Genomic DNA, 24,233 nt, shown 5'->3' with positions numbered 1-24,233 from the left:
TTCGCAGTTTTCTTCGTTTTTTTCTCATTAAAATTTGCAGGTCATCACACGAACAGAGAGGCATTGCCATGTGGAACTAAACACGCCGCATTACAACATTACATAAAGTAGAAAATATGTCATCAATGCCAGTTCGAATTGGTAGCTTTTTAGTAATACCACTTTGGTGCGTGCCTGGCACATGCGTGGCACCAAAGTGGTGAGAAACAGTCAACCAAAAACGCCCAGGTCACACAGCGGTTACGTCAAGCACGAACCCGCAAAATTGTGTTTTCCCACGAGGAAACTCGCGGCCGGTTATCGGCAACGCTACTTCTAGGGATGAGATGAGAGATGGTGGAGCCGCGCAGAATCGGCGGCAAATGAAGAGTCAGAATGGTGCACCGCGAAATATTGCGATGAAATGGAATCAAACCGGACCAGAAAAACAAAAAGCCCCAGGTGCGTTGCACCTGGGGCTTTTTGAGCAAGAATAATTTCTTATTCTGCATTGGTTGCGGGGGCAGGATTTGAACCTACGACCTTCGGGTTATGAGCCCGACGAGCTGCCAGACTGCTCCACCCCGCGTCTGAATATAAAAAGCCTTAAGCGTTTTCCACTTAAGGCCTGATGCGTAAGAATAGCGTTTTACTGCTAGCCTTCTTACTGTAACTGGTTGCGGGGGCAGGATTTGAACCTACGACCTTCGGGTTATGAGCCCGACGAGCTGCCAGACTGCTCCACCCCGCGTCTGAAGAATGAAAGTATATAGTGTATTGCAGTGCAATGCAACCAATACAGACAATCGGATTAAGAACAGTCGTAACGATTAGGCGATGCTAAACTCTCAAACTACCCGGTTACGCAGAGATATTCCAATCCAATACCATCAGGAATCCGTTTTCCGTCTGTTTAAACAGCATGTTTAAATTGCCTATGTTTAAATTGCCCATTAATACTATCTATCGTTGCCTATGAAATTTTGTTCCGAATGTGCGCATCCCGTCACCCTGCAGATTCCGCCGGACGACAACCGCATGCGTTATGTCTGCAGCAACTGCGGCAGCATTCACTATCAAAATCCGAAAATGGTGGTCGGCTCTATCCCGGTATGGGAACGGGATGGCGAACTGCGCGTACTGCTGTGCAAACGCGCCATCGAACCGCAATACGGTTACTGGACACTGCCGGCCGGCTTCATGGAAAACGGTGAAACCACCGACGATGCGGCGCGCCGCGAAACCCTGGAAGAAGCTGGCGCCCGGGTCGCACTGCATGAGCTTTTTTCGCTGCTGAATGTACCGCATGTACATCAGGTTCATCTGTTCTATCGCGCCACCCTGCTCGATCTGGATTACGCAGCCGGTATTGAAAGCCTGGAAGTGGGCTTGTTCACCGAGGCTGAGATCCCATGGGATGAAATCGCCTTCCCTACGGTCGAAATCACCCTGCGCGCATTCTTTGCCGACATCAAGAAAATCCGTCAGGAAGATGGTCATTTCAGCTTGCACACGCAAGCTATTTTCAAACCGATGCGCGCCGGCTTAGCGCCCAAGTAAAACACCAGCGGAGCCGCGATGATCCCCTGGCTTGAACTGGACAGCCCGTTTCCCGATGTCTCCAAGGCACTGACCGAAGAGGACGGCGCCGCCGGCCTGCTGGCGGCCGGCGGCGATTTGTCGCCGCGACGCCTGCTGGATGCTTATCGACATGGCATCTTCCCCTGGTTTTCAGAGAACCAGCCGATCCTCTGGTGGAGCACCGATCCACGCATGGTGCTGAAGACGGAACAATTCGCGGTGTCGGCCAGTTTGCATAAAACCTTGCGCAAGGTGCATCGCAGCATTGCCACCGACCGGCGCTGGCAGGTCCGCTTCGATTTCGCCTTCGAGCAAGTAATGCGCGAATGCGCGGCGCCACGCCGCGATGGCGCCGGCACCTGGATCTCGGAAGACATCGTTACCGGTTACCGCGCCCTGCACCGGCTCGGATACGCGCATTCGGCTGAAGTATGGCTGGACGGTAAGCTGGTGGGCGGCGCTTATGGCGTCAGCATCGGCCAGATGTTTTACGGCGAATCGATGTTTACCCGGGTCAGCGACGCTTCCAAGATCGCCCTGGCTTACCTGGTGCACTTCCTGCGCCAGCATGGCGTGACAATGATCGACTGCCAGCAACAGACAGATCATCTGGCTTCGCTCGGCGCCCAGCCAATAAGCCGCACCGAGTTTCTGCTGCACCTGAAGCAAGCCATCGCCCACCCGCAAATCCACAACTGGCGGCCGCTGCCTTTGTTTGCCGATTAAGACTCTTATGCAAACCGGAATTACAGTGTAAATTATCAGTTATATGTCATTAGCCGGAACGCACATGACGCACCTAAAAGATCTGCCCTTTTCTACCCTGCAGTTTTACGCTACCGCACCTTATCCATGCAGTTACCTGGATCATCGCCAGGCGCGTTCGCAGGTGGCGACGCCGTCGCATCTGATCAACGCCGATGTCTATTCGGAGCTGGTGAAGAACGGTTTCCGGCGCAGCGGCATTTTTACCTATCGGCCGTATTGCGATGGTTGCCAGGCCTGCACACCGGTGCGCACGCTGGTGGCATCGTTCCAGCCAAATCGCAGCCAGCGCCGTGCCTGGGAGCGGCACAGCCATCTGACCACACTGGTCACCAACCTGGCCTACGTGCATGAACATTACGACCTGTACCTGCGCTACCAGACCGCGCGCCACAGCGGCGGCGGCATGGACCAGGATAGCCGCGACCAGTACGCCCAGTTTCTGCTGCAGAGCAAGGTAAATACCCGCCTGGTCGAATTTCGGGATGCCGACGGTACGTTGCGCATGGTGAGCATTATCGATGTGCTGAACGACGGTTTGTCGTCGGTGTACACCTTTTATGATCCGGACGTACCGGGCGCTTCCTACGGCACCTACAACGTGTTGTGGCAAATCGGCCAGGCCAGGCAGCTCGGCATGCCCTACGTCTATCTGGGATACTGGATAAAAGAAAGCCCTAAAATGGCCTACAAAATCAACTTCCAACCGCTGGAAGCACTGCGGCAAGGGGAGTGGAGTGCGCTAAAATAGCCACCGCGGTTTTTGCTGCGCCTGTTTTCGATTGTTTCAACCTGATTGCTTCACCCTCACCACCTCATCTTCACCACCTTATATAGCAGCCTACCGTGCCAGCCAAACTTCTGTACGCCTTTGCCCGCCCCGCCCTGTTTTCACTCGATCCGGAATCCGCCCACAATCTGACCTTGCCGGCACTGCGCCGGGCCGCAGCCCTGGGACTCACTTCGCTATTAGGCAAGACGCCGGCCGATCCACGCACGGTGATGGGCATCACTTTCCCCAATCCGGTCGGCCTGGCAGCCGGGCTGGACAAGGACGGCGCTTATATCGACGGCCTGGCGGCGCTCGGCTTCGGCTCGATTGAAGTCGGCACGGTGACGCCGCGGGCGCAACCTGGCAATCCCAAGCCACGCATGTTCCGCCTGCCGGCCGCCAACGCCATCATCAATCGCATGGGTTTCAATAATGGCGGCGTCGACGCCTTTGTCGCCAATGTCCAGGCGTCCAGGTTCTACCAGGAGCGGCAAGGCGTGCTGGGACTGAATATCGGCAAGAATGCCGATACGCCGATCGAACGCGCCGCTGAAGACTATCTGCATTGCCTGCAAAAAGTCTATCCTTACGCCAGCTACGTCACTGTCAACATTTCCTCGCCCAACACCAAGAACCTGCGCCAGTTGCAAGGCGCATCGGAACTCGACGCCCTGCTGTCGCAGCTCAAGCAGGCGCAGCAAAAGCTGGCTGACCAGCACAAGCGGTATGTCCCTATCGCGTTGAAAATCGCGCCGGATATCGACGCGGAACAAATCAAGACCATCGCCAACGCCTTGCTGCGACATAAGATAGATGGCGTGATCGCCACCAACACCACCATCAGCCGCGATGCCGTCAGAGGCTTGCAACATGAGAATGAAGCCGGCGGTTTGTCCGGTGCGCCGGTATTGGCCTTATCCACCAGTGTCGTGCGGCAGTTGCACGGTGAGTTAGGAGATGCGTTGCCGATCATCGGCGTCGGCGGAATCTTCAGCGGCGCTGATGCGCAATCCAAAATAGCTGCGGGAGCGTCACTGGTGCAACTGTATAGCGGCCTGATTTATCGCGGCCCGGCGTTAGTGCGGGAATGTGCGGCAGCGCTGCGTCAGAAAAGCTGAGGCAAGCTGCGGGTCCTGATGCGGATTGACCGCTGCGCCGGTTCAGATATAGAGATCCACGCTGCCGCTCGACGGCAACGTGGATTGTTTTTTTTCGCTGCGGTTAATTCCGAAGATGCGTTGAACACTTCCGGAACACCGCGCTCGATGTTCAGCAGTGTGTAGACGGCCTATCACTAGGCCTTGTACGTGCTGCAAAACACCAAAACATTTACCCCAATGCAACACTTGAGTTATTATTAACTTTTACTCTTTCAAAAAAAAGAAAACATGAAACGTTCTCAAATAGCCATCGCAGTCGGCGCCGCCGTACTTGCGTGGGTTGCCGTGGTTCCTGGCATAGTCGGCATGCGCGCCGAAGCGGATTTTGGCAAATTTGACCAGGACGCATTGGGCAGTAGTTCCTTGCCGATCAGCACCAAGCTGGCCTCGTTCCAGCGCGGCTGGTTCTCGTCGACAGCCAAGACTGAATACGCGATTTCGATGGGAGCGCAGCCGGTCCGCTTGGCGGTAACTCACCAGGTCAATCAATTCGCCATTCCGTTTTACCGTTGGGCCAAGATCACCCACACGATTGCGCTGGTGGACGACAAGGGAGTGGAAACACCATTACCGGTCAAGCTCAATGCCAGTAGCGACAAGCTGTTCTTCGGTGGCCTGTCGACCAGCGTTGCAGCGCCGGAAATCGATTGGCAGAACCAGGAAGGCCTGCATATCGTTGGTAAAAACCTGAACTTGAACTTCCATGGGAAAAGTGGCGAAACGCAAAAATACGAACTCAACCTACCATCCCTCAGCGCCACTACTGCTGGCACCCAGATCAATGTCAATCTGAGCAATCTCAACCTGAGCGGTACCTACAAGGACGAGAAGAGCGCCACTGACACCTGGAAACAAGACGGGCACATCAAACTGGATAATATCGAAGCTACCAGGAACGGTAACGCTGTCCTGAAACTGCAAAACCTGGTCATGGACACCGACCTGAAAGACCACGGCAACAATTTCGATCTGGTTTACCAGACCAAGATAGACAAGAGCCTGTTCGGCGATGCCAACGGCGTTGTTGCCGACGACATCCATTTCGATTTTTCCTATCTCAACCTGAACAAAGATGGGCTACTGAAAATTCAGGCTGCTTCCAAGGCGTTTTATGAAGCGGCTGCGAAAGCCCCGCCAGTCGCCGGTGCCGACGTTGCTGCAGTCGCAGCGCCAGCAGCGGGCGACGACAGCACCGATGCCAATCTAGCCCAGAAAAAGGCACAGATGGCCATGCTGATGCAGCATGCCGGCGAACTGGCCGCCAGCTCCCCCGGCTTCCGCATCGACCGCCTCAGTCTGAAGACTCCTAACGGCGAAGTAGCCGGTACCTTTGAAGTCAATCTGGATGGCAAGGGCTTGACGCCGGACGCGCTGACGGGTGACAACGTAATGGCGCTGCTGAAGGAAAAAATTTCCGGCAAAGGTTCGCTGACGCTCGCACGCGACGTGTTCCTGAACGCATTCGAACAAAAAAATGCCGCAGCACCTGCACAACGGCAGATGAAGGAAAACCAGTTGAAGATGTATGTCAACCAAGGTTATATCAAGGACGATGGCAAGCAATTGTCGCTGGAATCGACCTTTGGGCCGCAAGGCGTTGTCGTCAACGGTAAACGCATCATGTAATCCCTACTTGCCCAAGAAAGACGAAAATCAGCCCTGCCCGGTTATTGCAACTCGGTGGGGTTTTTCTCAGCCAAGCCGCTTCTTTGCATCCTCCTCATTTTCGGTATACACCTCGACTATCGCATCGGCCGCTTTGGAGAAGATCCTTCAGTGCCTGCTTTTGGCCGTGGATTCGACCGGCAGCTCCACCCTCCGTGCGGCCATCGGTGATCTCCCTATGGATGGACCAACACCTTGTCATGCCGGCAATCAGGGAATTTTCGTTGACATCGGTTTTGACGTAATCTATATTTCACCAGTAGGTTAATTAACTAGTCGATGTAATAAATATGAATGCCGACTCACTTAGCATCACCTTCGCCGCGCTCGCTGATCCAACGCGTCGCGCTATTCTTGCGCGACTGGCAATGGGCGAGACATCGGTCACCGAGCTTGCCAAGCCGTTCTCAATAAGCGCGCCAGCCGTGACGAAGCACCTCAAGGTTTTGCAGCGCGCAGGGCTGGTGACGCAAGGTCGTCAGGCGCAATGGCGGCCCTGCCAGCTCAATGCTGCGCCGTTGGGTGAAGTCGCCGATTTTATCGAGCAATATCGCCAGCACTGGGAGCAGAGTCTGAATCGCCTGGATGTGTATCTTAAAAAACTTCAAGCTGAGGAGAAGAAAAGTGCTGGAAAGAAAAAATAATGCCGCGAACAATGCCGATACCACCGACCGCGAAATTATCATCTCACGTTTGATAGATGCGCCGCGCGAATTAGTGTGGGAGGCGATGACCAAACCTGAGCATGTCGTGCATTGGTGGGGACCGAATGGGTTTACCAACACGCTGGAGAAAATGGATTTTCGCGTGGGGGGCGAATGGCATCATGTCATGCACGGGCCGGATGGAAAAAACTATCCCAGCCGCAGCGTGTATACCGCGATCGACAAGCCTCACCGCATCGAGTTTTGCACTGGTGGCACGTACAAAGGCGACCCGAATGCGATTTTTGAGGCGATATGGACGTTCGAGGTGGTGGATGGACAAACCAAAGTGACGATACATCTGTTTTTTCCCGATGCGGAAGCACGCAAGATGGCGGTGGAGAAAATTGGTGCGATTGAAGGCGGGAACCAAACCCTGGCGCGCCTCGCAGGCTATGTAATCAAAACTTAATCAAAGAGAAAATCATGAGAAACTTAGTTTCGTTTGTCCATGTGTCGCTGGATGGTTTTGTCGCTTCCACCGCTGAAGGTCCGGCGGGTCTGGCCTGGATAAGCATAAGCCCCGACTTGTTTGAATACGTGGAGCAGCGGATTCAGCAGACCGACACCGCGTTATATGGGCGTACGACCTACCAGATGATGGAGTCGTACTGGCCAACTGCTGCCGATAAGCCTGACGCCAGCCCGCATGACCATGCGCATTCGCGTTGGTATAAATCTGCCCACAAAGTGGTGTTATCGAAAACGCTGTCGGAAAAAAATCACCCTGATACGCAAATTATCAGTAGCAATTTAAGCGACGAAATCAGCAAGCTCAAGCACAGCGCGGGCAGCGAGATTTTAGTGTTTGGCAGCCCCTCCGCCACTCACGCGCTGATGGCGGAAAACCTCATCGACGAATATTGGCTTTTCATCAATCCGATTCTGCTGGGGCAGGGTGTTCCCTTATTCAAAAACATTAAGGACAGAACCGCACTCATTCTGGTGAATAGTAAAATTTTCCCGTCAGGCGTAGTGTGCCTGCAATACGAGGTGAAACGAAATCAATAATGCAAAGTTATTGTATCTCGTGGTGGTGATGGCCGCGAAGAGGGAGGAGCGGCCATACGTAGCGCAATTTTTTTGGGGTGCGACTGGCCGGTCTTTGGGTACACCGGCCGACCGCGGCCCGTCGCGGCTACCCTACTCGACTTTGCCGAAACAGGGCTATGTGCCGAGGCATTTTGCGTAAAAAGCCGTTACAGCCATTCGTCGATCATGCTGCTGCATCCGCCGATCTATGTTTTTCGAAAACTCATCCGAAATTCATTGGGCGAGACACCCAGACGTTTTTTAAACACAATGCGCATACGGTCAGCAGTACCGAAGCCACAGTTATATGCAATTGCTTTTAGTGCAGTGTCGGTGCTCTCAAGCAAATTGCGGGCTGTATCGATTCGCGCATGTTCGACGAATTCATGCGGCGTAACGCTCGTTAGCTGGACAAAGATACGGGCAAAATTACGTGCGCTCATTCCAGCGACGTCGGCAAGTCGGGTGACGGAGAAGTTTTCGCTTATATTCTCCATGACGTATGCCTGTACCTTGGCGATGGGCGATGCATCATCCGGAGGGGCGCTGAGGTAAGGACTAAACTGGGATTGACCTCCTCGCCGTTGAGCAAAGACAACAAGGCGCTTCGCAACCGCGAGCGCTATTTTCGGTCCGTGATCTTCAGCCACCAGCGCGAGCGATACGTCAATGCCCGCGGTAACCCCTGCGGATGTCACCAGGTGGCCGTCACGAATGTAGATGCGATCGAGTTCGACTTGCGCACCGGGAAATTGCAGCGCAAGTTGTGGTGCAGTTTGCCAATGAGTAGTCACGTGGCGTCCATCAAGTAGTCCTGCATGGCCAAGAGCAAAGGCACCTGTGCATATGGAGCCATAGCGCTTACAACGAGCTGCGACGTTGGTCAACCATGCGATTAAACGCGTATCCGGGTTTTCACTTGGAAGAGCTGGGCCACCGGCTACTAAGGACCTGTCAGAAATTCTGTGTGCGGGGCCAGAAATTCGTAGTTAGTTAATCGCGTTCGTGAAGCGTTCGCCGAACATGATGGCGAACTGGTTGGCTGCTTGCTTCCATGTCCGCTGTGGCATCTTCCAATCTTTTTCAATATTGCGCAAGGCGAGGAACAGCAATTTTGTTGCGGCGTCATCGCTGGGGAAGTGGCCGCGATTCTTGACGATCTTTCGAAGGCGCATATGCAGGCTCTCTATGGCATTGGTCGTATAGATAATCGTGCGCACCTCGGGCGGATAGGCAAAGAACGGAATGACCTGCTGCCACTGGCGCCGCCACAAGGTTGCCACGGTCGGGAATTTGGTGCCCCACGGCCCTTGCGCAAACTCATCAAGCGCCACGGCTGCCAGATCCGCGTTGGCGGCCTGGTAGACCGGTTTCAAGGCTGCAGCCAATTCCTTACGATCCTTCCAGGAGGCCAGCGTGGTGGAATTGCGGATCAGGTGCACGATGCAAGTCTGGATCTGCGCCTGTGGATAGACGGCTTCAATGGCTTCGGGGAAACCGCGCAGGCCATCAACGACGGCAATCAGGACATCGTCCAATCCACGGTTCTTCAGCTCGTTAAAGACCTTCAGCCAGAATTTGGCGCCCTCAGTTTGCTCGATCCACAGCCCCAGCACTTCCTTGCGGCCGTCGGCACGAATGCCCAGCGCCAGGTACACAGCCTTGTTCTTGACCGTGCCTTCATCCCGGATTTTCAGTCGAAGTGCGTCGAAATAGACGATGGGGTACATCGGTTCCAACGGCCGTTGCTGCCACTGTGTGACCTCGTCGAGGACTTCGTCGGTGATGGTGGAAATCAGGTCCGGCGATACCTGCGTGCCATACAGCTCCAGCAGATGGCCCTGAATCTCGCGCACGCTCATACCGCGTGCGTACATGCTGATGACGTGGTCGTCAAAGCCTGGCATACGCCGTTGGTGCTTGGCGACCAGCTTGGGCTCGAAGCTCGCCAGCCGGTCACGGGGAATGTCCAGGTGCAGTTCGCCGCCTGGCGTGAGCACCTTCTTCGGGCTACTGCCATTACGGTGGTTCTGGCTCGCCTCGCCTTCGCTGGCCAGATGATGGCTCAACTCCGCCGTCAACATACGCTCGGCCAGCATCTTCTTGAGCTGCCCAGCCAGGCCAGATTCGCCAAGGATCGACTCGGCGTCTTTGTTCTGCACTTGGGCCAGCAACTGGTCGATCAACTCGACTGGGATGAGGCTAGGTGCTTTCTGCTTCTTCGGTTTCTTTGTGGTCATTACGTCAGTCATGGAATTTCCCTTTCGGTATTATTTCATGACCCCGGTCACACAGAAAATCTGACAGGCTCGCTACTAACGCTGTGTCGTAACGCGTATTCGCTTCGGCAAAAGTTATATCCGCCAACATACGCATTCCATTCGATGCACGCACCGCACCCTCGACAGCGCTCACTAAAGTAATCGCATATCCATCGTCGGGGGCAACAAAGCTGTTTGCCTCAGCGAAGACATCGACAGGCCCCACAACATCGAGTGCCTGGACACCCGGAAAGATCGCAATAGCGATAGCGCGCATCGAATATACCTTTTGAGGAGCGACTTCCTTAGCTCGGCTTGCACGGAAAGTGTAGTCGTAGTGGCAGGATAAGCCGTACGCCTGGCAGTGTACAACGCATGCTTTACGTTGTCTCGAAACTAGGTGCCGTTTAAAGTGGACTCGGTAATTTGTATGTCGGCTCAATACAGCACAGTCGTCGCCTCGGAAGGCGTTGACTTTGTTTTGATCCGGTAATAGACGAAGCCCAACCTGGAGAATGCAATGCACGACATGATCGCTGGAATCAAAATTCCTGACAGTAAAATGGCACGGGAGGCAACGCAACTTGTTCGCGATACTGAATCTGACCTCTTGTTTCACCATTCAACTCGCGTGTTTTTATTCGGCGCAATAGCGGGCGAACGCAAGAAGTTGAAGTACGATCCGGAGCTGCTTTATATAGGGGCGATGTTCCATGATATGGGATTAGTGGACGCATACAGCACCAAACACGCCCGCTTCGAAGTCGACGGCGCGAATGCTGCACGCGCCTTCCTAGCTGGATATGGCGTTGCCGAGCAAGACGTTGAGCAAGTATGGGATGCCATTGCACTGCACACGACGCCAGGAATTCCACAATACAAGAAACCTGTAGTAGCTTTGGTGACGGCGGGTGTGGAAATGGACGTGCTGGGAATCGCGTACAACGATTTTACCGAAGAGCAACGAAATCAAGTGGTGCACGCGCACCCTCGTGGCCCGAAATTCAAGGAGGGCATTATCGATGCATTTGCAAAAGGAACGATTCACAAGCCGGATACAACGTTTGGGAACGTCAAAGCCGACGTGTTGGCGCTCAAGGACCCTAGCTATAAACGCATTAATTTTTGCAGCCTGATTCTTGGTTCATCATGGAAGGATGATAACCACAATGGCGCTTGTTGTGGCAATCCCGATCACATGCACGGTTGAGTCTCACTTGGGCGAAATGGAATGGAAGCGGTCCTCGGCAACTCTATAAACTCTGTATCAGGAGGAGACTTCGTCTATCTGGGTAGACTGCTTGAGCCGAGTCGTGAGAAGAACGTATTTCTGCTCCGAAGTATCTGCTAACGCTGCATCGCGAGATGATGGAGTATCGTCATATGGCACAGGTTCGGCGAATTGACGGGCTGTTAAATCCCACTTTTTACCGTCAATTAAATTATAGAAGTGGATTCCTCCGGACGTCTTGGTGGTAAGAATCTCACCGCCGAAGTAATCTTGCACGACAAGAGAAGTAACGCTGCAATGATTCTGCGCTGGATTTGATTGTGACCAGGCATTAGTTGGACTTGATGTGTCTCCAGACCATACCCGCGAAATCGACCTGTATAGATCGAGTGGAGTAGCAAACGTCTTCGATGCAGAAATCATCTGATTGTCTTGGCTCATTGCAAAAAGTCCCTATAGTTCGTAGCGTAAACTGCCACAGAAAAATTGTTAAACCAATACCACATTGGTTGGTCTCGCAACTGGCCGTTCTTGGCCGCATGCAGCCGGTCACAGACTCGTAGATCGCGCCGAACGGCAGGTTTCACTTTCGCGCTACGTCGGGACCGTGCCTACGGGTTCACTTTAAGAATCTCAAATAGAAGGCCGCGAACACCAAGACAATACCGATGTTCACTATCAGCCGTTCCCAGAATCGATTCTTAAAGAACAGTAAATCTACACTGACGACAACCGCTATTAACACCAGAACGTAAAGCACCACATGGGGATTCCTTGGCATTTCAATCACCCTTTCAAATATCTCGGCAGTACAGATTCGGCGATCAGCCACGGACTACTGCTGGCCGCTTGCGGTCTCTCAATTGCAGTATCCGGATTGTGCAGCAAGCGGGATAGCGGTGTCACCGCGACCGTAGAGACACAAAATCGCGGCCGTCCTTCATCAAGCTTCGTCCGGCTTCACTTCAGATTTACGCGGGCGACGGCTGCGTGTGGCTGGCTTGCGGGCCGTTTTTACGCCCTGAACCGTAGCTTCTTCCTGTGGCTGAACCGGCGCTTCGACAGCTGCGGATGTTTCCGGCGCGATAGCCGGTGCGGCAACTTTCGGCGCAGCCGCCGCGACTTTCTTTTCAGCCGGCTTCCGGCCTCCGCGTCCCTTGCGGCGGGTTTCCGGTTTGGCGCCATTGTCTTCAGCCGCCGCCGCTACCGTCGGTGAAACTGCTTTCGCGTCACTTACTTCCGGCAGCGGCAACAATGCCGGCACCGGTTGTTCCGCAGCGACTTCACTGGCAATCGAGCCGCCGCTATTGCCATTGTTGCCGCTACTGCGATATACGTAAGCTCCCGATTTCTCGTCACGGCCGAATTCGAGCAGACCGCGTGCCTGGGCTTCTTCCAGCAAATTGCCGAAGGCACGGAAACCGTAATACGACTCGCTGAAATCGGGCTTGCGGCGTTTGATCGCTTCTTTCAACACGGATGCCCAAATCTTGCCGCTGTCGCCGCGTTCGGACACCAACGCATCGAAAGTTTCAACCGCCATGTCGATCGCCTGGTTCTTGCGCGCCTCCAACTCTGCCTTGCGACGCTTTTCTTCATCGGGTGAACGCTTCGCTGCCGGCTGTGTGTCCCGCGTACCGCGCTTGGCGGCCGTGCGCCGGCTCTCGCGCACCAGGTCGTCATAAAAAATGAATTCGTCGCAGTTGGCAACCAGCAGGTCTGAAGTCGATTGCTTGACGCCGACGCCGATGACTTGCTTGGCGTTCTCGCGCAATTTGGAGACCAGCGGCGAGAAGTCGGAGTCGCCGCTGATGATGACGAAGGTATTGACGTGAGATTTCATGTAGCAAAGATCGAGTGCGTCCACCACCAGGCGGATGTCAGCCGAATTCTTGCCGGACTGGCGCACATGCGGGATTTCGATCAACTCGAAATTGGCCTCGTGCATGGTGGCCTTGAACTCTTTGTAGCGCTCCCAGTCGCAGTAAGCCTTCTTGACGACGATGCTGCCTTTCAGCAGGAGGCGTTCCAGCACCGGCTTGATGTCGAACTTCTCGTATTTTGCATCACGCACGCCGAGCGCGACGTTTTCGAAGTCGCAGAACACTGCCATGCTGAGGTTTTCCGGGGATGAGGCCATAAATTTATTGCTTTCCAATGAGTGGCTGGGCTTGACGGGCTGGGCTTGATAAGTATGCGCTACAGCGGACCTCCAAGCCGTCGATTATAGCCAACAATATTGTAGGCCGATGAGATACCGCAAGCGGCTGGCACGCGGTGTGAGTTACCCACAGAAATTGTGCGTAGCCCTGTGGATAACTACCCTGCCAATTCACTAAGCTATTGATTTAATGACCTTTTCCGACAGTGGTACAGAAACGCGCAAAGAAAAAGCCCGCTGACCTTGCGGTAGCGGGCTAAATCCGAATCCGGGGAGGATCGGAGGAGACAAACGAAATCGTAGCGTCGGAATATGACAAGGCCATGACCCCTGGCCCAGCGCAGCCCGATTTAGAGGCGTCGCTCGATTCAGGCGATTTTCAAGATGCGCGGTTCAAAATCAACCTTATGCACACCGTTGCTGCTGGCGCCATGCGGTTCCGCCTGTAAGGCTTCAACGATATCTTCACGTTTCAGCTGCGGTGCGAACTGCAAGATGAAGTCATACGTGTAAGAACGCAGGTAAGCCCCGCGCCGTACTGCCAGCCGGGTCACATTGGATGCCAGCAGATGCGATACCGAAATCGAACGCAAGCCGTTCTGGCGGCTATGTTCGGTCGCCATCGAGGCCACTAGTCCAACCCCCAGGCCGAGCGATACGTATTGCTGGATGACGTCGGAATCCATCGCCGTCAATACGATATCGGGCGTGATGCCGGCCTTGCTGAAAGCAGCGTCGATATGGCCGCGGCCGGTAAAACCGACATCGTAGGTAATCAACGGATACGCCGCCAAATCTTCCAGGCTGATCGGCCCGCTGATCTCCAGCAATGGATGATTCTCCGGCACTACCAGCACGTGGCTCCACTCATAGCATGGAAAGGAAATCAATTCCTTGAACTGGGTCAGGCCCTCGGTGGCGATACCGACGTCGGCCTTGCCCGATATCACCCAGTCGGCAATATGTTCCGGCGAGCTTTGTTGCAGGGCGATGCGGACATCGGGAAAACTGGCGCGGAAACCTTGCACCACGCGCGGCAAAGCGTAGCGTGCTTGCGTATGGGTGGCGGCGACTGTCAAGGTGCCGCTGGTTTCGCCCGAATACTCCTGGCTGGCCTGGCGCAGGTTTTCCGCTTCCTGCAACAGTCTTTCGACGATCTTCAAAATTCCTTTGCCGGGATCGGTCAAGCCGATCAGGCGTTTACCGTTGCGGATGAAAATATCGACGCCGAGTTCTTCTTCCAGCTCGCGGATCTGGCGGCTGACTCCAGGTTGCGAAGTAAACAAGACATTCGCTACTTCAGTCAGATTGAAACCGCAGCGCGCTGCTTCGCGGATCGAGCGTAATTGTTGGAAATTCATATTCTTCTCCTTACTGTGTAGCTTGTTGTTTAGCTTGACCATCGACGAACACCTGCAGGCGGCGCGGCCGCACCACCAAGGTTTCGCCGTCTTTCAAATTGAGCTGCCTGAAGCGCTCGCTGGAAATGACAGCTTCGATCAGACCGGCATCGGCGCCATCGCTGCGCTCCAGTTCCAGCTGCGCCAGCGGCCCGATTGCATGGGCGCGCCGCAGTTGCACCACGATGCCTTCCGCGCCGCTGGTATAGCGATCGATGTCGAGGTCATGCGGCCGTACATAGCCGACGCCTTGCGCGTCTTGCGCCGTGGCGTGCTCAGGCGCGTCGAAAGTGGCGCCACCGGTATCCAGCACGCCTTGGTGCACACGGCCGTGAAACAGATTGACGTTGCCAAGGAAGCCATAGACGAATGGCGATGCCGGGTTTTCATAGACTTGCTGCGGTGCGCCTACCTGCTCGACATTACCCTTGTTCATCAGGACGATCTGATCCGCCACTTCCAGCGCTTCTTCCTGATCGTGGGTTACGAAAATACTGGTAACGTGCAACTCGTCATGCAGACGCCGCAGCCAGCGCCGCAATTCCTTGCGCACCTTGGCGTCCAGCGCGCCGAACGGTTCATCCAGCAGCAGTACGCGCGGTTCTACCGCCAGTGCTCGCGCCAGTGCAATGCGCTGACGCTGGCCGCCGGACAATTGCGGCGGATAACGATCGGCCAGCCAGTCCAGTTGCACCAGTTCCAGCAAGCTGGTTACTTTTTCGCGAATCGCGCTTTCACTCGGGCGCTGGGCACGCGGCTTGACGCGCAAGCCGAAGGCGATGTTTTCAAACACGGTCATATGTTTGAACAAGGCATAGTGCTGGAATACGAAACCGACCTGGCGCTCGCGTACATGGCGCGATGAAGCATCTTCGCCTTCCAGCAAGACCTGGCCGCTATCCTGTGCTTCGAGGCCGGCGATGATGCGCAACAAGGTGGTCTTGCCGCAGCCGGATGGTCCCAGCAGCGCGGTCAATTCACCTGTCGGAAATTCCAGCGACACATTATTCAGTGCGACAAATTCACCGAAGCGCTTGTTGATGTTACTTACCTGGATACTCATGCCTGCTCCTGTCCTGTTTGATTCCCCACGTTATGCGGCAGCACCGTCTCACGCAAACGCCATTCGATGAACGATTTCAACGCCAGGGTCAGCAGCGCCAGAAACGCCAGCAGCGACGCCACCGCAAACGCTGCCTGGAAGTTGTATTCGTTGTACAGAATCTCTACCTGCAAGGGGATGGTGTTGGTCTCGCCGCGAATATGGCCGGACACCACCGACACCGCCCCGAACTCGCCCATGGCGCGGGCGTTACACAAGATCACGCCATACAGCAGGCCCCATTTAATATTCGGCAAGGTCACGTGGCGGAATGTCTTCCAGCCTGAAGCGCCTAGCACCAGGGCGGCCTCTTCTTCTTCGCTACCCTGCGCCTGCATCAACGGGATCAGCTCACGCGCTACGAAGGGGAAAGTCACAAACACGGTCGCCAGCACGATGCCCGGCACCGCAAACAGGATCTTGATATCGTGCTCGCGCAGCCACGGGCCGAACCAGCCCTGCGCGCCGAACAACAGCACATAAATCAGGCCGGATATCACCGGCGATACCGAGAACGGCAGATCGATCAACGTCAGCAAGATGTTCTTGCCGCGGAATTCAAACTTGGCAATCGTCCACGCCGCGGCGACCCCGAACACCAGGTTGAGCGGCACCGCAATCGCGGCGGTCAGCAAGGTCAGCTTGATGGCGCTGATCGCATCCGGCTCGATGATTGCGGCCAGATAGGCTTCCCAGCCCTTCTTGAACGCTTCGGCAAATACCGACAGCAGCGGCACCACCAGGAACAAGGCGAGGAACAACAGCGCCACCGTCATTAGCAGGGTGCGTACCCACAACGGTTCCAGGGTGGCGTTCGGCACATGGATCGGTTCACCTCTTGCCTGTGGCCTGGCAACCGGTGTCGCAGTCGCGGCAGTCGAATTGAAATTACTGGCAGTAGCGCTCAAGTCCGACTCCTATACTTTGACCGACTGGCCGCGTTTGCGAGTCCAGGCTTGCAATACGTTGATCGCCAGCAGCAGCAAAAACGACACAGTCAGCATCACCACCGCGATCGCGGTCGCGCCGGCGTAGTCGTATTGCTCCAGCTTGGTAATAATGAACAAGGGGGTGATTTCCGACACCATCGGCATATTGCCGGCGATGAAGATGACCGAGCCGTACTCGCCGGTAGCGCGGGCAAAGGACAACGCGAAACCGGTCAATAACGCAGGAAATACAGTCGGAAAAATTACCCGGGTAAAAGTCTGCCAATGATTAGCACCCAAACTGGCGGCGGCTTCCTCCAGTTCTTTCTCGGCATCTTCCAGCACCGGCTGTACGGTACGCACCACAAACGGCAAACCGATGAAAGTCAGCGCTACTAATATGCCTAACGGTGTAAAAGCGACCTTGATGCCCAGCGGTTCAAGATATTGGCCGATCCAGCCATTGCTTGAATACAGCGCGGTCAGGGCGATGCCGGCTACCGCTGTCGGCAATGCAAACGGCAGGTCGACCAGGGCGTCGATCAGTTTTTTGCCGGGAAACTGGTAACGCACCAGAACCCAGGCCACGATGCCGCCGAAAAATGCATTCAGCAGCGCCGCCAGCAAGGAAGTGCCGAAAGTCAGGCGGTAAGACGCCATCACCCGCGGCGAAGTGACTGCGGCGATGAAACCGTCCCAGCTCAACGTGAAGGTCTTGAGAAACACTGCCGACAAGGGGATCAGTACGATCAGGGCCAGATAAAACAGCGTGAATCCCAGCGACAGGCGAAACCCGGGCATCACGCGAAACGGCGTAGCGGGCTTGCTTGCAAGGCTTTGATCGGTAAGCGCGGCGGCAGTCATACATCGTCCCCTTATTACAAATACGGCTAAAGAGCGAAGATAATCTCACCGGTTTGTTATAAAGAGAACGAACTTTTTAGCATGTACATAGAATGAATTTGCATAAGAGAAATAGTCAATTTCCCGTTAGGCAGGCATTTTACTTATCTTTTATATAACTAATACTGTGGCTCAACAACACTAAAAAGCCTCCGTCCCTGCGTCAACTCCCTGTCGTTCCCTAAAAATCCCGCTAAATCCGCTGCATTCCAGAGGCGCTTTTTTGTATTCTGTTCCGCGATTTCTGCAGATTGTCGCAAGCAGCTGGCGACTTGCCATGCCCCTCCCTAAAGTGACGACATGCAACAACGTCAGCCACCTGCAAATCACTTAACGGAGAACAAAATGAACACAGCACGCACAGCACTGATCGCCATCCTGTCCATCGCTACTCTGGCTGGCAGCATCGCCCCGGCACAAGCAGCACCACAGCAAACTGAAGTTTCCACACTGCCGACCATCACGATTATCGGCAAACGTCCAAGCCATCCTGAATTCTTGCAAACCGTGACGATCGTCGCCAAACGCCTGAACCCGCAAGAAAAGCTGGCCCTGGCACAACAGGACGGCTACCTGGCCACGATCACCGTCGTCGGCAAGCGTCTGAACCAGGAACAAAAATCGGTACTGGCACAGCAAGAAGCCAGCCACAAGAAAGCCGTCATCTAAGCCGCCAACTCGGCAGCAGTTTCGTCGCAGTTCCAAACCAGGAGATTGCAAATGAATACCGTATCCAGATTATTGGTCGCCACCATGCTGTTAGCGGCCCTGAGCACGAGTCTTACACCAGCCATGGCAGCTGCACCGGCTAAAAAAGCTGCAGCACAGTCTGCAGAGATTCCGCTGCTGATGCCGCCCATCGTGATTATCGGCAAACGTATGACACCGGAAGAAAAAATCGCTTTTACTCAGCAACAGCAGCAACAGCGGGCACAGGCCATGAAGAAAGTAGCACGTAAGAAAACCGAGCAAACCGGCTCGCAGGCGCTCAGCGCTCTTTGATGCTTTATAGCAAAACGGTCAGACTGCTGCGCCCGTTCCGTTTAAAATGACGACAACTTTTCGAGTTGCCGCACAACTGATCCCTACTCTATGAATCCTGATTCGTTCACCACATTCAAGAAAAATGCCGCGATCACCTCGACCTATTTGTCGCGCGGATTCGACAAAGTTGCTAGCTGGGTCACGCAGCTTTCGTGGTGGAAGTTCTTGTTGTTTGCTGTGCTGATGCTGGCAGCCGCCGGGATTTTGCAGGAAACGCTGTTTTCTTCTGACGAACTCGTCATCGAAAAAGTCAGCAAACATAACGGCAACACCTCAAAATCGGCTAAGGCCGGCCGAGGCAAAACCGATATCCGGATTGACGACACCGGCGTTCATATCAATACCGGCACTTATACCTATGATGGCGACGATGCCGCGAGTGCCAAGGTGATGCCGGCGCCTGCTGCACCAGATGCACCAGCCGCACCAGCCGCACCAGATGCGCCGCCTGCACCTCCGGCCGCGCCTGCCCACAACAATAATGCCGCCAGCCTGAGCTTGAGTCTGCCGCCGGACGCTACCCAGGATGTCAACCAGGCAATCAACGATGCGATTGCCGCCATCCATGAAGCCGCCGCCGAAAAAGCCGAGCAGCAGGTTGCCCGCTACCAGAAGAAGTCTTCTGAATGGTTTGTGAATTTTGTGCTGTTGCTGCTGATCGGCTTGTTCGGCACCAAGGCTCTGATGGGTGGCAAGAAACGGGCTGAAGCGCGGGCCCAGGCTGCCAACGCCGCCGCCGAGCACGCCAACCTGCAACGCGAGGTATCGGAAGCCAAGATGCAGATGATCCAGGCCCAGGTTGAACCGCATTTCCTGTTCAATACGCTGGCGTCGGTTGAATACCTGATCGAAACCGATCCGCCACGTGCATCGGCCATGCAAAAGCGCCTGATCCAGTACTTGCGTGCGGTATTGCCGCAAATGCGGGAAACCGCCACCGTCACCACGCTGGGCCGCGAAGTCGACATCGTGCGGGCTTACCTGGATTTGTTGAAGATGCGTATGGAAGAACGTTTGAATGTCGACCTGCAAGTGTCCGACGGCTTACGTAGCGCAGCCTTCCCGCCAATGATGCTGCAATCGCTGGTGGAAAACGCCATCAAGCATGGCCTGGAGCGCAAGGCGGAAGGTGGCTACTTGCGTATCAAGGCAGAAGTAGCCGACAATCAGTTGCGTGTCAGCGTCACTGACGATGGTCTCGGTTTTGGCGCCTTCCCCAGCAATGGCACCGGCCTGGGATTGCTAAGTATCCGCGACCGCCTGAAACTGCTGCACGGCAACGCCGCACAACTGGAGATAGCGCCTAACAGCCCGAGCGGCGTATGCTCAACCATTGAAGTGCCATATCAAGTAGTCGGCGCGAGCAAGGCCAAGCCTGCGTGAATCCATTATTCAGGCTAGTTTTATAAGTAAGAGGAAACATGTATATGAAATCGAACTCGCGTTTTGCGCTTATCTTTACACTCGCTACCGCAGCGCTGGTTCCGCTGCTCGGCAGCAGCTCAAGCATGGCTGCCGAAGTAGTCAGAGTCGAGCGCCAGGTAGGTAGTTTCCAGCAACTGGAAGTCGCGGATGCCGTGAACGTGTATTTAACCCAAGGGCCGGTCAAACCAGCCGTGATCGAAGCGGAATCCAACCTGGTTTCGCTGGTCGAGCTGGAAACCAGCGGCTCGGTCATGAAAGTCCATCTGAAACGCAATTCGTCTTTCACCAGCCACCACGATATCAATGTTTATCTGAGCACGCCGGATGTAAACGCTTTGAGCATCTACGGCTCCGGCGATCTCAAGGTAGTCGGTAAACTGAGTTCAAAAGACAGCATCAAGATTGCCATATCCGGCTCTGGCAGCCTCAGCGGGGAATTGAACACGCCGACGGTCGCGGCCTCTATCGCCGGCGCCGGCGATATCAAGGTCAAAGGCAAGACGCGTGATCTGAAGGTATCGATTGCCGGTAGCGGCGATTATGACGGCTTTGGTTTGCTCGCTGAAAACACCAGCGTGTCGATCGTCGGCAGCGGCGATGCACATGTCTACGCCAGCAAGAATCTCGAGGTCTCAACCGCCGGCTCCGGTGACGTCTCATACAGCGGCGACCCGCAAGTGCGCTCCAGCATCATGGGCTCCGGCTCGGTCAAAAAACGCTGAATCTCCTGTTAGAATAATTGCCTATGCCTACTGCTATCATTGCCGATGACGAACGCCTGATGCGCGACCAGATCCGCTTGCGCCTGAGCCAGGCGTGGCCGGAACTGGAAATCCTCGGCGAAGCGAAAAACGGTGATGAAGCCGTCGAGCTGGTCGACCAGCTACAACCTGATTTCACATTCCTCGACATCCGCATGCCCGGAAAAACCGGGCTGCAGGCGGCGCAAGAGATAGGCAGCAAAAGCCACATCGTTTTTATTACCGCTTATGACGAATACGCCATCGAAGCTTTCGAGCGCGGCGCTGTCGATTACATCTTGAAACCGGCCGAGACCGAGCGTCTGGGCCTGACCGTCACCCGCCTCAAGGCCAGGCTCAGCTCGACGCCGACCGACATGGGTTCGATGCTGACCCAGCTCGCCAAGCAAATGGGGATCGCCACCAAACCGGTTTATCTGCAATGGATACAAGCCAGTATCGGCCAGCAGCTGCGGCTGATTCCGGTGCAGGAGATCCTGTTTTTCCGTTCCGACGAAAAATACACCAGCGTCCAGACCGCCACCTATGAAGCGCTGATCCGCAAACCGGTACGCGACCTGGCCGAAGAGCTGGACCCCGACCTGTTCTGGCAAATCCACCGCGCCACCCTGGTCAATGTCAACGCCATCGACGGCATTACCCGCGACATGCGCGGCCGCCATCAGGTGTTGATAAAGGGACATACAGAAAAACTGGAAGTGAGCCGCAGCTTTATCCATTTGTTTAAACAGATGTAAGCGGCGGGTGGGCGCTCTGCGGCACCACTACACTAAGCCAGCAACGCCTTGACGAAATCCTTCTTGCCGCCAGGCGGCGGTATCTCGAATTGCAAGGCAGACTCCACATGATGCAAATGATGCGCCATCAGCTGCACCGCCTTTTCCGTATCCCCGGCCTTAGCCGCTTTCAGGAATTCGACGTGCTCGTCCGATGAACATGTCGCGTCCCTGGTGGACTGGTACAACATGGTAATCAGCGAACTGCGGCCGGCCAGTTTGGTCAGCACATCGGTCAGGACCTGATTGCCCACGGTACGCGCCAGCAGAATGTGAAAATCGCTCAGCAATTTGGAGCGGATTTGCGGATTCTCCTTGGACAGCGCCTCACGTTCCTCCCGCAAGTGCTGCTCAAGCATTTGATAATCGGCGGCGCTGGCCTTGGCCACGAATTCGCGCACCAGCGCAGCTTCCAGCACACGCCGAACGAAGAATATCTGGCGCGCCTCTTCCTCAGTCGGCCGGCTTACAAACGCCCCTTTGTCGGGCACCAGATCGATCAATTTGTCTTTCGCCAGCATCACCAGCGCCGCCCGGATCTTGGTGCGGCTCACGGAATACAGGCGCGCGAGGGCCTCTTCCCGCAATTTGGTGCCAGGTGGCAGGCGCTGCTCGGCAATCGCGGTCGTGATATCGGCCGCTATATCGTCAGAACTGTCGGCGCCGGATGGGCTGGAAGACAGGCTCATGTTATCGATTTCCTTGAAGCTGGGTTCTAAAGTTCAAAATTGTACTTGCAAATGGGGCGCCTTCAAAAAATAAGAATCGGTTGCCGGGGTTGCGCCCGACCGCCAATGGCGTCGGGCGAACTTGTTCTCTGCTTGCTGTTTGCCTACTTTCTACCTACAGCGACCTGCCCTCAGCCGCTATTTGCAAGTTGGCCGCGTCAAGATCTTCCCCCATGGCGGGCGGACGTTCACCGTTCAAGACCGCATGCGCGCGTACCTTGTCGATATCTTTTTCCCACACCGCCACCACCACGGTCGCCACGCAGTTACCCAGCAGATTGCCAAGTGCGCGCGCGATGCCCATGAACCAGTCGACCGACAGCACCAGCACCAGCCCCACCACCGGAATCGCAGGAATGGCCGACAAGGTGGCCGCCAGAATCACAATTGCCGAGCCCGGCACGCCATGGGCGCCCTTGGAAGTAATCAAAGCCACCGCCAGGATTGCCAGTAAATCGGTCAGCGCCAGCGGCGTATTGGTAGCTTGCGCAATGAACACGGCGGCCAGGGTCAGGTAGATCGAGAAAGCGTCGAGGTTGAACGAATAACCGGTCGGGATCACCAGGCCGACGGTGGAATCCTTGATGCCCATGTATTCCAGCTTGCGCATGATCTGCGGCAGCACGCTGTCAGATGACGCGGTTGCCAGCACCACCAGCAGTTCGGCACGCAGGTATTTGATCAGCTTGAAGATGCTGAAACCGGCGAGCCTGAGGATGGTGCCCAATATCGCAAAGACGAAAATCACCACCGCAAAGAAATACAGGAGCACCAGGAAACTCAGCTGTTGCAAGGAGCCGACGCCATATTTGCCGACCGTGAACGCAATCGCACCGAACACGCCGAGCGGCGCCAGCCTGATGATGAAAGACATGCATTTGAAAAAAGCATCCGACATGCTGTGCACGATGGTGATGATGGGTGCCGCTTTTTCACCGATCAGCGACAGGGCCGAACCGAAAATGATCGAAAACAGCAGCACTTGCAGTACGTCGCCAGAGGTAAACGCGCTGACCACGGTATTCGGGATGATTTTCATCACGAAGTCGGAAAAGCTGCTGCCTCTTACCTTATTGGCGGTTTCCACGTAACTGGACAAGGCACTGGCATCCAAGGTGTCGGGATTGATGTTCATGCCGACGCCAGGATGGAATACAAAAGCCAGCAGCAACCCCAGCACCAGGGCAAGCGTAGTCACCACTTCAAAATAGATCAGCGCCTTCAAGCCGACCCGGCCGACTTTTTTCAACTCGCCGGCACCGTAAATGCCATGCACCACTACACAGAACACGATCATCGGGATGATCATCTTGACCAGCTTGATAAAACCGTCGCCCAGAGGCTTCAGGCTTTCTCCGAATTTCGGGAACAACACCCCGACTGCGATTCCCATGACAAGTGCTATGAGCACCTGGCCAAACAGTGATTTATAAAAGCGCCGCACGTTCGTCTCCTAATTGTTTGTTTGGTTTATACCAATTTATAAGTCTGGAATCGCCCCGATTCAAGCTTGGAAAAGCGGCGCCCCGGATTCAATATAATGCATTCACTTATTGTATGCAATAATTGAATTCAAGAGTATTATTCAAAAAACCCAAAAAAACAGGAAAACCCAGGAAAACCCGTAGTCGGCATTTGGCTCGGCAAGAACATGGATTTATTTTGTATCCCTATTTTGTATTTCTACTTTGGATGTGAACATGACCAATACCACCATCACTATTGACGGCTTTAGCCTTTCTGCGCAGCAAGTAGTCGCCGTCGCCCGTGCGCCGCACTTGCCTGTGACCCTGGCCGACTCTTCACGCGCCGCCCTGAAAGAAAGCCGCGACTACATCGAATCGACCTGGATGC

23 protein-coding genes, 2 tRNA genes and 2 pseudogenes are annotated in these 24,233 nt (G+C 55.0%); 14 read left to right on the top strand and 13 right to left on the bottom strand.

What is annotated here, in order from left to right:
* Positions 1 to 491 precede the first annotated feature (491 nt).
* Together BM205_RS23315 and BM205_RS23310 are read right to left on the bottom strand one after the other, a co-directional pair.
* Positions 492 to 568 (bottom strand) — tRNA-Met (locus BM205_RS23315).
* An 85-nt stretch (positions 569 to 653) separates the two neighbouring features.
* Positions 654 to 730 (bottom strand) — tRNA-Met (locus BM205_RS23310).
* Between the two features lie 224 nt (positions 731 to 954).
* On the opposite strand from BM205_RS23310, the gene BM205_RS23305 reads away from it, so the two are divergent.
* From BM205_RS23305 to BM205_RS23270, 8 genes are all read left to right on the top strand, one after another.
* Complete coding sequence (locus tag BM205_RS23305) at positions 955 to 1,539, top strand: NUDIX hydrolase (protein WP_092417243.1); 585 nt, start codon at positions 955 to 957, stop codon at positions 1,537 to 1,539.
* Positions 1,540 to 1,557: 18 nt separating this feature from the next.
* Entirely contained in the window at positions 1,558 to 2,286 is a 729-nt protein-coding gene (aat, locus tag BM205_RS23300; protein WP_092417242.1) for a leucyl/phenylalanyl-tRNA--protein transferase, read from the top strand.
* Positions 2,287 to 2,350: 64 nt separating this feature from the next.
* Entirely contained in the window at positions 2,351 to 3,076 is a 726-nt protein-coding gene (locus tag BM205_RS23295; RefSeq protein ID WP_092417241.1) for an arginyltransferase, read from the top strand.
* Positions 3,077 to 3,171: 95 nt separating this feature from the next.
* On the top strand, positions 3,172 to 4,215 hold the full coding sequence (locus BM205_RS23290; RefSeq protein WP_092417240.1) for a quinone-dependent dihydroorotate dehydrogenase: 1,044 nt from the start codon (positions 3,172 to 3,174) through the stop codon (positions 4,213 to 4,215).
* Between the two features lie 270 nt (positions 4,216 to 4,485).
* On the top strand, positions 4,486 to 5,883 hold the full coding sequence (locus tag BM205_RS23285) for a DUF945 family protein (protein ID WP_092417239.1): 1,398 nt from the start codon (positions 4,486 to 4,488) through the stop codon (positions 5,881 to 5,883).
* A 329-nt stretch (positions 5,884 to 6,212) separates the two neighbouring features.
* Positions 6,213 to 6,566: an ArsR/SmtB family transcription factor gene (locus tag BM205_RS23280; RefSeq protein ID WP_092417238.1), complete on the top strand. Its 354-nt coding sequence runs from the start codon at positions 6,213 to 6,215 to the stop codon at positions 6,564 to 6,566.
* Positions 6,547 to 7,038 carry an SRPBCC domain-containing protein gene (locus BM205_RS23275; protein WP_217646083.1) on the top strand — a complete coding sequence of 164 codons (492 nt, stop codon included), beginning with the start codon at positions 6,547 to 6,549 and terminating at the stop codon, positions 7,036 to 7,038. Before BM205_RS23280 ends, BM205_RS23275 begins: the two co-directional genes overlap by 20 nt.
* 14 nt (positions 7,039 to 7,052) lie before the next feature.
* Positions 7,053 to 7,637, top strand: coding sequence for a dihydrofolate reductase family protein (locus BM205_RS23270; protein WP_092417236.1), 585 nt, complete (start codon positions 7,053 to 7,055; stop codon positions 7,635 to 7,637).
* A 227-nt stretch (positions 7,638 to 7,864) separates the two neighbouring features.
* Here the strand turns inward: BM205_RS23270 and BM205_RS23265 are convergent.
* From BM205_RS23265 to BM205_RS23255, 3 genes and pseudogenes are all read right to left on the bottom strand, one after another.
* Positions 7,865 to 8,614: pseudogene (locus BM205_RS23265) on the bottom strand (GlxA family transcriptional regulator); the annotation flags it as partial.
* Between the two features lie 33 nt (positions 8,615 to 8,647).
* Positions 8,648 to 9,898, bottom strand: coding sequence for an IS256 family transposase (locus tag BM205_RS23260; protein ID WP_139227379.1), 1,251 nt, complete (start codon positions 9,896 to 9,898; stop codon positions 8,648 to 8,650).
* A gap of 70 nt (positions 9,899 to 9,968) precedes the next feature.
* Positions 9,969 to 10,196, bottom strand: a pseudogene (locus tag BM205_RS23255) (DJ-1/PfpI family protein); the annotation flags it as partial.
* A 243-nt stretch (positions 10,197 to 10,439) separates the two neighbouring features.
* Here BM205_RS23255 and BM205_RS23250 point away from each other — a divergent pair.
* Positions 10,440 to 11,129, top strand: coding sequence for an HD domain-containing protein (locus tag BM205_RS23250; protein ID WP_092417232.1), 690 nt, complete (start codon positions 10,440 to 10,442; stop codon positions 11,127 to 11,129).
* 57 nt (positions 11,130 to 11,186) lie between these two features.
* On the opposite strand, the gene BM205_RS23245 is transcribed toward BM205_RS23250, so the two are convergent.
* The 6 genes from BM205_RS23245 to cysT form a co-directional block, all read right to left on the bottom strand.
* The gene (locus BM205_RS23245; RefSeq protein WP_092417231.1) at positions 11,187 to 11,591 is read right to left on the bottom strand and encodes a YunG family protein; all 405 of its coding nucleotides are present in this window, start codon (positions 11,589 to 11,591) and stop codon (positions 11,187 to 11,189) included.
* A 502-nt stretch (positions 11,592 to 12,093) separates the two neighbouring features.
* Positions 12,094 to 13,290 carry an NYN domain-containing protein gene (locus BM205_RS23240; protein WP_092417230.1) on the bottom strand — a complete coding sequence of 399 codons (1,197 nt, stop codon included), beginning with the start codon at positions 13,288 to 13,290 and terminating at the stop codon, positions 12,094 to 12,096.
* 389 nt (positions 13,291 to 13,679) lie between these two features.
* Positions 13,680 to 14,672 carry a CysB family HTH-type transcriptional regulator gene (locus tag BM205_RS23235; RefSeq protein ID WP_092417229.1) on the bottom strand — a complete coding sequence of 331 codons (993 nt, stop codon included), beginning with the start codon at positions 14,670 to 14,672 and terminating at the stop codon, positions 13,680 to 13,682.
* Between the two features lie 10 nt (positions 14,673 to 14,682).
* Complete coding sequence (locus BM205_RS23230; RefSeq protein ID WP_092417228.1) at positions 14,683 to 15,774, bottom strand: sulfate/molybdate ABC transporter ATP-binding protein; 1,092 nt, start codon at positions 15,772 to 15,774, stop codon at positions 14,683 to 14,685.
* Positions 15,771 to 16,640: a sulfate ABC transporter permease subunit CysW gene (gene cysW, locus BM205_RS23225; RefSeq protein WP_256381773.1), complete on the bottom strand. Its 870-nt coding sequence runs from the start codon at positions 16,638 to 16,640 to the stop codon at positions 15,771 to 15,773. Before cysW ends, BM205_RS23230 begins: the two co-directional genes overlap by 4 nt.
* A gap of 90 nt (positions 16,641 to 16,730) precedes the next feature.
* Positions 16,731 to 17,606: a sulfate ABC transporter permease subunit CysT gene (gene cysT, locus BM205_RS23220; RefSeq protein WP_092417226.1), complete on the bottom strand. Its 876-nt coding sequence runs from the start codon at positions 17,604 to 17,606 to the stop codon at positions 16,731 to 16,733.
* A gap of 384 nt (positions 17,607 to 17,990) precedes the next feature.
* Between cysT and BM205_RS23215 the strand changes: the two genes are divergently transcribed.
* From BM205_RS23215 to BM205_RS23195, 5 genes are all read left to right on the top strand, one after another.
* Positions 17,991 to 18,314: a hypothetical protein gene (locus BM205_RS23215; RefSeq protein ID WP_092417225.1), complete on the top strand. Its 324-nt coding sequence runs from the start codon at positions 17,991 to 17,993 to the stop codon at positions 18,312 to 18,314.
* Between the two features lie 51 nt (positions 18,315 to 18,365).
* Entirely contained in the window at positions 18,366 to 18,647 is a 282-nt protein-coding gene (locus BM205_RS23210; protein WP_092417224.1) for a hypothetical protein, read from the top strand.
* Between the two features lie 90 nt (positions 18,648 to 18,737).
* On the top strand, positions 18,738 to 20,072 hold the full coding sequence (locus tag BM205_RS23205) for a sensor histidine kinase (protein ID WP_092417223.1): 1,335 nt from the start codon (positions 18,738 to 18,740) through the stop codon (positions 20,070 to 20,072).
* A gap of 44 nt (positions 20,073 to 20,116) precedes the next feature.
* Positions 20,117 to 20,836: a head GIN domain-containing protein gene (locus tag BM205_RS23200; RefSeq protein WP_175511367.1), complete on the top strand. Its 720-nt coding sequence runs from the start codon at positions 20,117 to 20,119 to the stop codon at positions 20,834 to 20,836.
* 23 nt (positions 20,837 to 20,859) lie between these two features.
* Positions 20,860 to 21,612 carry a LytR/AlgR family response regulator transcription factor gene (locus tag BM205_RS23195; protein WP_092417221.1) on the top strand — a complete coding sequence of 251 codons (753 nt, stop codon included), beginning with the start codon at positions 20,860 to 20,862 and terminating at the stop codon, positions 21,610 to 21,612.
* Between the two features lie 32 nt (positions 21,613 to 21,644).
* Here BM205_RS23195 and BM205_RS23190 read toward each other — a convergent pair whose 3' ends face one another.
* Together BM205_RS23190 and BM205_RS23185 are read right to left on the bottom strand one after the other, a co-directional pair.
* Positions 21,645 to 22,340 carry a GntR family transcriptional regulator gene (locus tag BM205_RS23190; RefSeq protein ID WP_092417220.1) on the bottom strand — a complete coding sequence of 232 codons (696 nt, stop codon included), beginning with the start codon at positions 22,338 to 22,340 and terminating at the stop codon, positions 21,645 to 21,647.
* 154 nt (positions 22,341 to 22,494) lie between these two features.
* Complete coding sequence (locus BM205_RS23185) at positions 22,495 to 23,823, bottom strand: C4-dicarboxylate transporter DctA (RefSeq protein WP_092417219.1); 1,329 nt, start codon at positions 23,821 to 23,823, stop codon at positions 22,495 to 22,497.
* Between the last annotated feature and the right edge of the window lie 410 nt (positions 23,824 to 24,233).

It is taken from the genome of Collimonas sp. OK307, from assembly GCF_900113705.1.
In the GTDB taxonomy this organism is placed as follows: domain Bacteria; phylum Pseudomonadota; class Gammaproteobacteria; order Burkholderiales; family Burkholderiaceae_D; genus Collimonas.
The sequence above is the reverse complement of the archived record's forward strand: the minus strand, read 5'-3'. Positions and strand labels throughout refer to the sequence as shown.

Excerpts from the sequence above, each read along its gene's own strand:
- BM205_RS23270 (WP_092417236.1), top strand. The coding sequence starts at position 7,053 with ATGAGAAACTTAGTTTCGTTTGTCCATGTGTCGCTGGATGGTTTTGTC.
- BM205_RS23250 (WP_092417232.1), top strand. The coding sequence starts at position 10,440 with ATGCACGACATGATCGCTGGAATCAAAATTCCTGACAGTAAAATGGCA.
- cysT (WP_092417226.1), bottom strand. The coding sequence starts at position 17,606 with ATGACTGCCGCCGCGCTTACCGATCAAAGCCTTGCAAGCAAGCCCGCT.
- BM205_RS23245 (WP_092417231.1), bottom strand. The coding sequence starts at position 11,591 with ATGAGCCAAGACAATCAGATGATTTCTGCATCGAAGACGTTTGCTACT.
- BM205_RS23260 (WP_139227379.1), bottom strand. The coding sequence starts at position 9,898 with ATGACCACAAAGAAACCGAAGAAGCAGAAAGCACCTAGCCTCATCCCA.
- BM205_RS23205 (WP_092417223.1), top strand. The coding sequence starts at position 18,738 with ATGAATCCTGATTCGTTCACCACATTCAAGAAAAATGCCGCGATCACC.
- BM205_RS23190 (WP_092417220.1), bottom strand. The coding sequence starts at position 22,340 with ATGAGCCTGTCTTCCAGCCCATCCGGCGCCGACAGTTCTGACGATATA.
- BM205_RS23215 (WP_092417225.1), top strand. The coding sequence starts at position 17,991 with ATGAACACAGCACGCACAGCACTGATCGCCATCCTGTCCATCGCTACT.
- BM205_RS23210 (WP_092417224.1), top strand. The coding sequence starts at position 18,366 with ATGAATACCGTATCCAGATTATTGGTCGCCACCATGCTGTTAGCGGCC.
- BM205_RS23195 (WP_092417221.1), top strand. The coding sequence starts at position 20,860 with ATGCCTACTGCTATCATTGCCGATGACGAACGCCTGATGCGCGACCAG.
- BM205_RS23235 (WP_092417229.1), bottom strand. The coding sequence starts at position 14,672 with ATGAATTTCCAACAATTACGCTCGATCCGCGAAGCAGCGCGCTGCGGT.
- BM205_RS23200 (WP_175511367.1), top strand. The coding sequence starts at position 20,117 with ATGAAATCGAACTCGCGTTTTGCGCTTATCTTTACACTCGCTACCGCA.
- BM205_RS23240 (WP_092417230.1), bottom strand. The coding sequence starts at position 13,290 with ATGGCCTCATCCCCGGAAAACCTCAGCATGGCAGTGTTCTGCGACTTC.
- BM205_RS23280 (WP_092417238.1), top strand. The coding sequence starts at position 6,213 with ATGAATGCCGACTCACTTAGCATCACCTTCGCCGCGCTCGCTGATCCA.
- BM205_RS23295 (WP_092417241.1), top strand. The coding sequence starts at position 2,351 with ATGACGCACCTAAAAGATCTGCCCTTTTCTACCCTGCAGTTTTACGCT.
- BM205_RS23305 (WP_092417243.1), top strand. The coding sequence starts at position 955 with ATGAAATTTTGTTCCGAATGTGCGCATCCCGTCACCCTGCAGATTCCG.
- aat (WP_092417242.1), top strand. The coding sequence starts at position 1,558 with ATGATCCCCTGGCTTGAACTGGACAGCCCGTTTCCCGATGTCTCCAAG.
- BM205_RS23285 (WP_092417239.1), top strand. The coding sequence starts at position 4,486 with ATGAAACGTTCTCAAATAGCCATCGCAGTCGGCGCCGCCGTACTTGCG.
- BM205_RS23230 (WP_092417228.1), bottom strand. The coding sequence starts at position 15,774 with ATGAGTATCCAGGTAAGTAACATCAACAAGCGCTTCGGTGAATTTGTC.